This is a genomic window from Armatimonas sp., assembly GCF_031410135.1.
Taxonomy (GTDB): domain Bacteria; phylum Armatimonadota; class Armatimonadia; order Armatimonadales; family Armatimonadaceae; genus Armatimonas.
The window spans coordinates 1-8101 of sequence record NZ_JANNYP010000051.1 but is presented as its reverse complement, the minus strand read 5'-3'; the positions used below and the strand labels follow the sequence as shown (position 1 = coordinate 8101).

8 protein-coding genes and 1 tRNA gene are annotated in these 8101 nt (G+C 59.5%); 1 reads left to right on the top strand and 8 read right to left on the bottom strand.

The annotated features are described in order from the left end of the window. The 4 genes from RMO15_RS01780 to RMO15_RS01765 form a co-directional block, all read right to left on the bottom strand. A partial coding sequence (locus RMO15_RS01780; protein WP_309707255.1) for a type II toxin-antitoxin system VapC family toxin occupies window positions 1–342 on the bottom strand: 342 nt, incomplete at its 3' end. After that, the gene (locus RMO15_RS01775; RefSeq protein ID WP_309707254.1) at window positions 339–578 is read right to left on the bottom strand and encodes a hypothetical protein; all 240 of its coding nucleotides are present in this window, start codon (window positions 576–578) and stop codon (window positions 339–341) included. The genes RMO15_RS01780 and RMO15_RS01775, both read right to left, overlap by 4 nt. Beyond that, complete coding sequence (gene uvrA / locus RMO15_RS01770) at window positions 572–3427, bottom strand: excinuclease ABC subunit UvrA (protein ID WP_309707252.1); 2856 nt, start codon at window positions 3425–3427, stop codon at window positions 572–574. The genes RMO15_RS01775 and uvrA overlap by 7 nt, the downstream gene beginning before the upstream one ends. Window positions 3428–3430: 3 nt before the next feature. Beyond that, window positions 3431–4339 carry a nucleotidyltransferase domain-containing protein gene (locus RMO15_RS01765; RefSeq protein WP_309707249.1) on the bottom strand — a complete coding sequence of 303 codons (909 nt, stop codon included), beginning with the start codon at window positions 4337–4339 and terminating at the stop codon, window positions 3431–3433. A 40-nt stretch (window positions 4340–4379) separates the two neighbouring features. On the opposite strand from RMO15_RS01765, the gene RMO15_RS01760 reads away from it, so the two are divergent. Next, on the top strand, window positions 4380–5732 hold the full coding sequence (locus tag RMO15_RS01760; protein WP_309707247.1) for a serine hydrolase: 1353 nt from the start codon (window positions 4380–4382) through the stop codon (window positions 5730–5732). A 58-nt stretch (window positions 5733–5790) separates the two neighbouring features. Here RMO15_RS01760 and RMO15_RS01755 read toward each other — a convergent pair whose 3' ends face one another. The 4 genes from RMO15_RS01755 to RMO15_RS01740 all read right to left on the bottom strand — a co-directional run. Further along, complete coding sequence (locus tag RMO15_RS01755) at window positions 5791–5976, bottom strand: hypothetical protein (RefSeq protein ID WP_309707245.1); 186 nt, start codon at window positions 5974–5976, stop codon at window positions 5791–5793. A 62-nt stretch (window positions 5977–6038) separates the two neighbouring features. Beyond that, window positions 6039–7439 carry an ornithine carbamoyltransferase gene (gene argF, locus RMO15_RS01750; RefSeq protein WP_309707243.1) on the bottom strand — a complete coding sequence of 467 codons (1401 nt, stop codon included), beginning with the start codon at window positions 7437–7439 and terminating at the stop codon, window positions 6039–6041. 96 nt (window positions 7440–7535) lie between these two features. Beyond that, window positions 7536–7653: transfer RNA gene (locus RMO15_RS01745), tRNA-OTHER, on the bottom strand. An 8-nt stretch (window positions 7654–7661) separates the two neighbouring features. Next, window positions 7662–8101, bottom strand: a 440-nt coding sequence (locus RMO15_RS01740) for an aminotransferase class III-fold pyridoxal phosphate-dependent enzyme (protein WP_309707241.1), incomplete at its 5' end; no start/stop codon positions are given.

Here is an 8101-nt window from a genome sequence, read left to right as displayed (position 1 = left end):
AGTAACCAGAGTTAGTCCATGATGAAGTGCTTGGGCAATCAGTAAGCGATCAAATGGGTCGCGGTGAAGCGGTGGGAGGGAAGCGACTCGCACGACACTCTCTTCGGTGACAGGCAGCGCGACAATTCCATGGCGGTCTCTCTGGATGGGGAGATAGGTTTCCGCTGGTTGTGGCAAGGGGAGCTTGCCGAGCTGTTGCTTGATGATAACCTCCCAAAGAGAGACGACACTCAGGTAAACCTCGTTTTCAGGGTCGATGATGGCATCACGGTATTCCACGGGGAGCTGTGGATCTTGGCTGAGAAACCAGAGAAATATGTGCGTGTCAAGAAGCAGCTTCATTTGCCTTCAAAAGCGTCCAGAATTTCGTCGGGGAGGGGAGCATCGAAGTCTTTAGGGACGACAAATTCACCTGCGCAGAGGCCATAGGGACGCGGCTCGCGGCGACGGTTGGGGGCACTGGCGAAGCGTGGCAGGACAATGACCTCGACCTTATCGCCGGGGACAAACGGCAAATGGGTCAAGGTTAGGCTGCCGTCCTCGGCAACCGTCACTTCTTCACGGTGTGCGGTTAACATGGCTTCAGTATATCCTGCAAAAATCGCCCGGTGTACGACTCTTGGCAGGCGGCGACGGTCTCGGGCGTTCCTTCGACAACCATCGTCCCCCCGTTCTTGCCGCCATCGGGGCCGAGGTCGAGCACCCAGTCGGCGCACTTGATGATGTCTAAGTGGTGCTCGATGACCAGCACGGTGTTTCCCGCATCCACTAAGCGATTGAGGCAGTCCAAAAGCCGCTGGATATCGGCGAGGTGCAGGCCGGTGGTGGGCTCGTCGAGGATATAGAGGTTCTTGGCACCACGCTTGATCTTGGCCAGCTCAGTGGCGAGCTTGACACGCTGCGCCTCGCCGCCGGAGAGGATGGGGGCGGGGTGGCCGAGGGTGAGGTAGCCGAGACCTAGATCGGCGAGAACGCGTAGCTTGTGGGCGATTTTTTTGTGCTCCGTGAAGAACGTCGCGCCATCCTCGATACTCAGGGCCAGCACATCGGCGATGGTCTTTCCGTTGTACAAAACTTCCAGCGTCTCGGGGTTATAGCGGCTCCCCTTGCAGGCGTGGCAGGGTGCTTCCACATCGGGCATGAAGTTTAGCTTGGTGGTGATCGTCCCCTCGCCGCCGCACTCCTCGCAGCGCCCGCCCTTCACGTTGAAGCTAAAGCGCGACGCGCTGTAGCAGCGCTCCACGGACAGGGGAACCGACGCAAAGAGCTGGCGGATGTCGTCGTAGAAGCCCACGTAGGTTGCGGGATTGGAGCGTGGCGAGCGGCCAATGGGGCTCTGATCAATCTCGATCACATCGCCAATTTTCTCGATGCCCTTCAGGGAGTCGTGCGCCCCAGCTAAAACCCGCGAGTCGTACTTTTTGTTATAGAGCTGCTTGTGGAGGATATCGTTGACCAGCGTGGACTTCCCCGACCCCGATGCCCCCGTGACCGCGATAAACACGCCGAGTGGAAAGCGCACGGTGAGGTTCTTGAGGTTGTTCTCCCGTGCCCCAGACAAGACCAGTGCATCGGAGCCAACTACGCGGCGCGTTTTCGGCAGCGCAATCTCGCGCCGCCCGGAGAGAAACGCCCCGGTGAGCGAATCTGGGTTGGCGCAGAGCTCGGCGATGGTGCCACTGGCGACCACTTCCCCACCGTGAATCCCCGGCCCTGGCCCAATTTCGAGGATATGATCGGCAGCGCGGATCGTGTCGGTGTCGTGCTCGACCACGATCACGGTGTTGCCGATATCGCGCAGTCTTCTCAGCGTCGCGATCAGCTTCTCGTTGTCCTTGGGGTGCAGGCCAATCGACGGCTCATCCAGCACGTAGAGCATCCCCATCAGCTCGCTGGCGATCTGCGCCGAGAGCCGGATGCGTTGCGACTCCCCGCCAGAGAGTGTTCCCGAGCGCCGTGAAAGCGAGAGATAGTCCAGCCCGATATCGCACAGGAGCTCCAATTGCGAGAGAATCGCCTGGAGGATCTGCTGCGCCGCCTCAGGGCTACGTTTCGGTGCCGGTAGCTCGCGCAAAAAGACAGCGACATCGGCGAGGGTGCGGTTGCTCAGGGTGTGGATGTCTGTCCCGCCAAACGTAATCCGGGTGCGCGAGCGGCGCAGGCGAACGCCCTGGCAGTCCGGGCACGTGGTCTCGATCATGACCTTGCGTAGCCAGTCCTCGACATTGGAGTTAGACTCTTGCTTCTGGCGGTACCCGCGATACCAGCGGTCGATCTGGGTCGCCACCCCCGCAAACTTCTGCTTTCTGCCAATGCTGCGATCATCGCGGCCGCCTGGAGGCAGCGCCAGCGTGATCTCCTCGCCCTTCGTGCCCCAGAAAAGAATCTCGCGAATACTCTCGGGCAAGTCTACAAACGGTGTCTCCAGCGAGAAACTGTAGTGCGCCGCGAGGCCCCAGAGAATGCGCCCATTGTTGTTGTTTTTATCGAAATTGAACGCCTCTTTAACAAACGCGCCACCCAAAAGAGAGCGCGACGGATCGGGGACAAGCAGGCCGGTGTGTACTCGCAGATACGTTCCCAGCCCCGAGCACGTTAAGCAGGCGCTCTCGGGCTCGTTGAACGAGAAGTACCAGCCCTCGCGCTCGATAAACGTCAGCCGGTGCTCCGGGCAGCCAAAGTTCTCGTAAAACTTCGCCTCCACTCTCTCGTCCTCGAAGCGGCAGCGCACAAAACCCTCCCCGAGCTTGGCGGCATCCGTGAGTGCCACAAGAAGCTGCTTGGCCTGCGAGCGCTTGACCAGCACCCGGTCCACGACGGCCTCGACCTCAAGGGGCGAGTCTTCCTCCAGCGCCAGCTCATCGGCGAGGTCGCGTAGCTCGCCGTTGATGCGCACTCTCCGGCAGCCCTTGGTGCGAATCTCGGTGAAGAGATAGCTCCACTCCTCGCCGTAGGGCTTCTCCAGCGGTGCACACAGCTCGACTGCCGTGCCCTCGGGGAGGGACAGAAGGTGCTCGGAGAGCTGCGTTAGGCTGACCGTGGGGATAGGCTGTGCGCAGCGCAGGCAGTGCGCCTCGCCGCTGGTGGCGTAGAGCAGGCGCAGGTAGTCCCCCACATCAGTCATGGTTCCGACTGTCGAGCGCGGGTTCTTGGTGATGGTCTTCTGCTCAATGGAGATCACCGGCGAGAGCCCCAGAATCGCATCCACTTTTGGGCGACTCTGCTGCTGCACAAACCGCCGCGTCCACGCCGAGAGCGACTCCATAAAGCGCCGCTGCGCCTCGGCATAGAGCGTGTCAAACGCCAGCGACGACTTCCCCGAGCCGCTCAGCCCGGTCAGCACGATCAATTTATCGCGCGGAATCTCCACCGTAATGTTCTTGAGATTGTTCTCCCGCGCCCCACGAATCAAAATCGTCTCTCGCATATTTTAAAGCCCTCCCACAAAGACATAGCCCGCCTCGTCCACGGTGACGCGGCTATCTTTAGTGAGGCGCAGGGGGATTCCGACCCGGTCTAGGATTCCCTTGTCCGCGAGCCAGTCGCAGGCTAAATCGAGGTGCTCGGCATGCCAGTGGTGCTTGAAGTGGGCATTGAGCTCCTGCGTGGAGCGGGGGCCGTCGGCGTCTTCGAGCCAGTGGAGCAGCGGCGAGAAGCAGAGCGGGATGCGCTCCGTAAGATACGCATCGCATAGAGAAAGTGCCTCACCAAGCGATTGATCGGTCTTGGGGCCATCAAGAACATCGGTGTAGACTCGGTGGAAGAACGCGGGGTTGAGCTTAAGCGCCTGCTGGATGACTTCCCGGCCAGGACTCTGCCCCGCAGCAAGAACTTCAACGGCGGCAAGCTGCATTGCGGTCTGGAGAAGATAAACGGCGGTGTAGTGGAAGTCACGCTTGACGTGGTGCCACTTCTCCGCCTTGGTCAAGACCGGCAGGCAGGCGGTGGCGGCACACAGGAGCTGTGATTGTTTATCGCGCTCTCCCAGCGTCCCTGCACTCTCCCAGAGCAAGGCAAGCGAGTCATCTTTGGTGAAGAGCAGGCGGCTTCGGGGCAAGAGTGAGCTCCAGAACGAGCCCTGAAGCGCCCCCTCCATGGTCTTGCGAAACTTGGAGCGGGGCATGAGAAAAGCGTGCACCGAGATGCCCTCTTCGTAGAGCGTGAAGCCCATCTCTTTCACAAACTCCTCACCGATAATGCCTAGATCAATGTCAGACTTCTCCCAGACATCATCGTAGGCCAGCGATCCAAAAAGCACGGCAGCCAGTATCGTACGGTCTTTCTGGAGCTTCTCCGTGAGCGAGGCAATCGCCGCCTCATAGCGTTCACGTGTCGTCATAAACATAAGTTTACCACAGGTTGCCTGGTACAATTTCCGCATGATCTCTCTTCCTCGTAGCACGCCCGAGGCCCAAGGCGTTGACTCTTCCGGTATCGCCGCGTTTCTCGCTGCCTGCGCAAGCTCTGGCCTGGAGCTGCACAGTGTGATGCTCGTGCGGCATGGCGCAGTGATCGCCGAGAGCTGGTGGCATCCGTATAGTTCGGACAAGCGCCATATGCTTTTCTCGCTCTCCAAGAGCTTTACGGCCACGGCAATCGGGCTGGCGGTGGCCGAGGGGCGGCTGAGTCTGGAAGATAAAGTGATCTCATTCTTCCCCGAAAAATCCCCCGAAACTGTCTCGGAGAACTTAGCCACAATGCGCGTCCACGACTTGCTGACCATGTCCACGGGCCACGCCGTTGAGCCGATGAGCGGACTTCGCGCGGAGACCAACGACTGGGTTGCCTCGTTTCTGGCTGCTGATGTCCCCCATGCGCCGGGGACCCACTTTCTCTACAATAGCCTCGCCACCTACATGCTTTCGGCGATTTTGCAGAAGCTCACGGGCGAGCGGCTGCTTGACTACTTAACGCCGCGCCTCCTTGTGCCGCTGGGGATCAAGAGCCCGACCTGGGAGCAGTGTCCGCTGGGCATTGACACCGGCGGCTGGGGGCTGGGCGTCCGCACGGAAGATATCGCCAAGTTCGGCCAGCTCTACTTGAGTGATGGTATCTGGAACGGTGTGCGACTCTTGCCTGAGGGCTGGGTGGAAAGCGCAACAAAGAAGCATATCGCAAACGGCGATGACCCTCACAGCGACTGGGCGCAGGGCTACGGCTTCCAGTTCTGGCGCTGCCGCCACGGGGCCTACCGCGGCGATGGCGCGTTTGGCCAGTTCTGCATCGTCTTCCCCGAGCAAGATGCCGTGCTCGCGATTACGTCGGGCGTGAAGGATATGCAGGGAGTGCTCAACCACATCTGGGCCAGTCTACTTCCCGCGTTTGGCGGGCAGCGCGAGCTAAAAAAACCCGTTGGAGCTGAGCGCGTTTTCTCCGCGACCTACAGCTTCCCCGAGAACGACCAAGGGCTGAGCCAGCTACAAATCCAAAGCGATGAAGAAAAACTCACGCTGATGCTTGACGGACACACACTCATCGGTGGCTTTGGTAGCTGGCTGCCTGGTGAGACCAGCTTCCGGCAGTGGCACGGCAAGCCGCAGCAGACCGCAGGAGCCGCCGCTTGGAGCGAGCAGGAGAAGACTCTAACTCTGCGCCTCTGCTCCGTCGAGACGCCTTTTATCGCCAAGGTAATCTGTGAGTTCGAGGGAGAGTGCGTGACTCTGTGCTACTCGATCAATGCCAGCTTTGGCCCCACGGAGTTCGCACCGCTGGTTGGCCAGAGGCTCATGTAGCCTCGTAAAACTACTAGCATGAGAAGCAACAGCGAAAAACCCCGTATTTCTATCAGGCCTACTTGCCCCGAATAAGGCCCACCACGATCAAGATGATTCCGGCTAAGATTGCCCAGCCTGTCAAGGGAGAAAGTAGCTTTGCCAGCGTAATGACTAGCTGAATCGCAGCTCCCCCTACTAAAAATAACGTTCCCCACTGTACAAGCTTGTTTCTCTGTAAATTGCGTAGCTGCTGTCGTTGCATAAAATCAACCCTCCTATCAATAGAACCATGCTACCCCATCTTAGTTGCAGTGGGAAAAGTCACTAAAGTACCGCAGCGAGAAGTGCCTGCTGGACATGCAGACGATTCTCTGCCTGATCAAAAATGCCGGACTGCGGGCTGTCCACGGCATCCTCGGTGATCTCTTCGCCGTAGTGGGCGGGCAGGCAGTGCAGGATCAGCACGTCTTCTTTGGCTTCCCGAAGCGTTTTCGCCCCGATCTGGAAGCCCGCAAAGTCGGCGAGGCGCTTGGCTTTCTCGTCCTCTTGGCCCATCGAGGTCCAAACATCGGTGTAGAGAATATCGGCGTCGTTGGCGGCAGCGACGGGGTCGTGGCTGATCTCAAACTCGGTGTTATGCCAAGCAGCAAGCTCTTTTGCCTGCTCTATCAGAGATTTGTCCGGCTCGTAGCCCGGCGGGCAGGCGAGGGTGAAGTGTGTCCCAAGGCGTGGGGCGAGCAGCATCAGGCTGATGGCCGTGTTGCAACCATCGCCGATATAGACCAGCTTCTGGCCCCGGGTCCCGGCGCGGTATTCCAGAATCGTGTAGAAATCCGCCAGTGCTTGGCAGGGATGCTCAAGGTCTGTGAGTGCATTGATCACCGGGACGGTGGCGTAGTGTGCAAGCTCGACGATGTTTTTATGCTCAAACGTCCGAATGACAATCGCGTCCACCATTCGGGAGAGCACACGCGCCGCATCTTTCACGGACTCACGCTGCCCTAGCCCCACTTCTTCTCTGGCAAAGTACAGCGCCTGGCCCCCGAGGCGGCTCATTCCCACAGAAAACGAGAGCTTGGTGCGCAGGCTAGGCTTCTCAAAGAGGAGCGCGGCGCACTTACCCGCCGCCACTTTCTGTGCCTTTCCGAGCTTGATCTCCCGCGTTAGGTCAAAGAGCTGCTCGATCTCCTCGGTCGTGAGATCGTTAACGGAGAGAAAGTGCCGTCCTTTGAGAAAGCTCACACGCGGTGTGGGGCGGGTGGGAATCTGCTCGGGAGCGGGGTTGAACTCCTCGGTGAGTGCCCCAGCCATCCCCGACGAGAGCGCTTGCGCAACACTTTCGTAGCTGAGGCCCACACTCTCGACGCTCGCAGGAGCATCGTGGAGCAGCGCCAATAGCAAGTGCTCGGTGCCAACATAGTCGTGGCCGGTAGACTCGGTCTCACGACGGGCCTGTTCAACAATTTGTTTCGCGCCAGGCGAGAGGGTAGCGGACTCTGTACGTGCGGCACCGTTCTCGGGTTTCAGCAGGCTACAGATCCGCATCCGAAGCTCCTCCGGCGCGTAGCCAATTCGATCTAGAAGCTGAAGAGCGCTGGTCGCTTCCCCATGTAGCAGGCCCATGAGCAGGTGCTCACGCTCCACATAAGAGTCCCCCCGCCGCATGGCCTCAACCTGCGCCCAGAGCATCGCTTTTCGTCCGTTACGTGTAAATTGAATCGCCATAATTATTTCCCGCCGATTGAAATCGGCACCCGCCCACTGAAGTAGGCGTCTACGGGCCTTCGGCCACAAAATCGCTCCGCGATTGGAGACAGATATTGTCTGCGGCAGGACTTGAACCCGCGACCTCCGCACCGCATCCTAACATGCCAAGCCAGGATGCTTCGCGCCGTGGCAAGCGACACGTGCGGTGCTCTCTCTTCTGAGCTACGCAGACAGGAATATTTAAGAGCCTTTCAGGCTTGCTTTCTCAATAGCTTGTACCAGAAGGTTCACCCCTTCATCCGCTAATTCCTTGGTCAGCGTGAGAGGTGGGATGATTCTTAGGGTCGTGTCTCCTGTCGCGTTGATAATCAGGCCCAGCGCCAGTGCCTCTGCCACGACTTTTTTGGCAATCGGTTTGTCTAGCTCCAGCCCGATCATTAGACCCATCCCGCGTGGCGCTCCAAGCGTAGCAAGGCGCTCGCGCAGATAGGCCCCGACGGTTGCGGCGTTCTGGGTCAAGCGCTCGTCGGCCAGAATATCTAAGACGGCGTTGGCAGCAGCGGTACAGAGGGGGTTGCCCGCAAACGTGGAGCCGTGGTCACCGGGCTTGAGGGTCTCGGCGGCGGCGCCTCGGGCGAGGCAGGCACCAATCGGGACGCCGCCGCCCAGGCCCTTGGCGA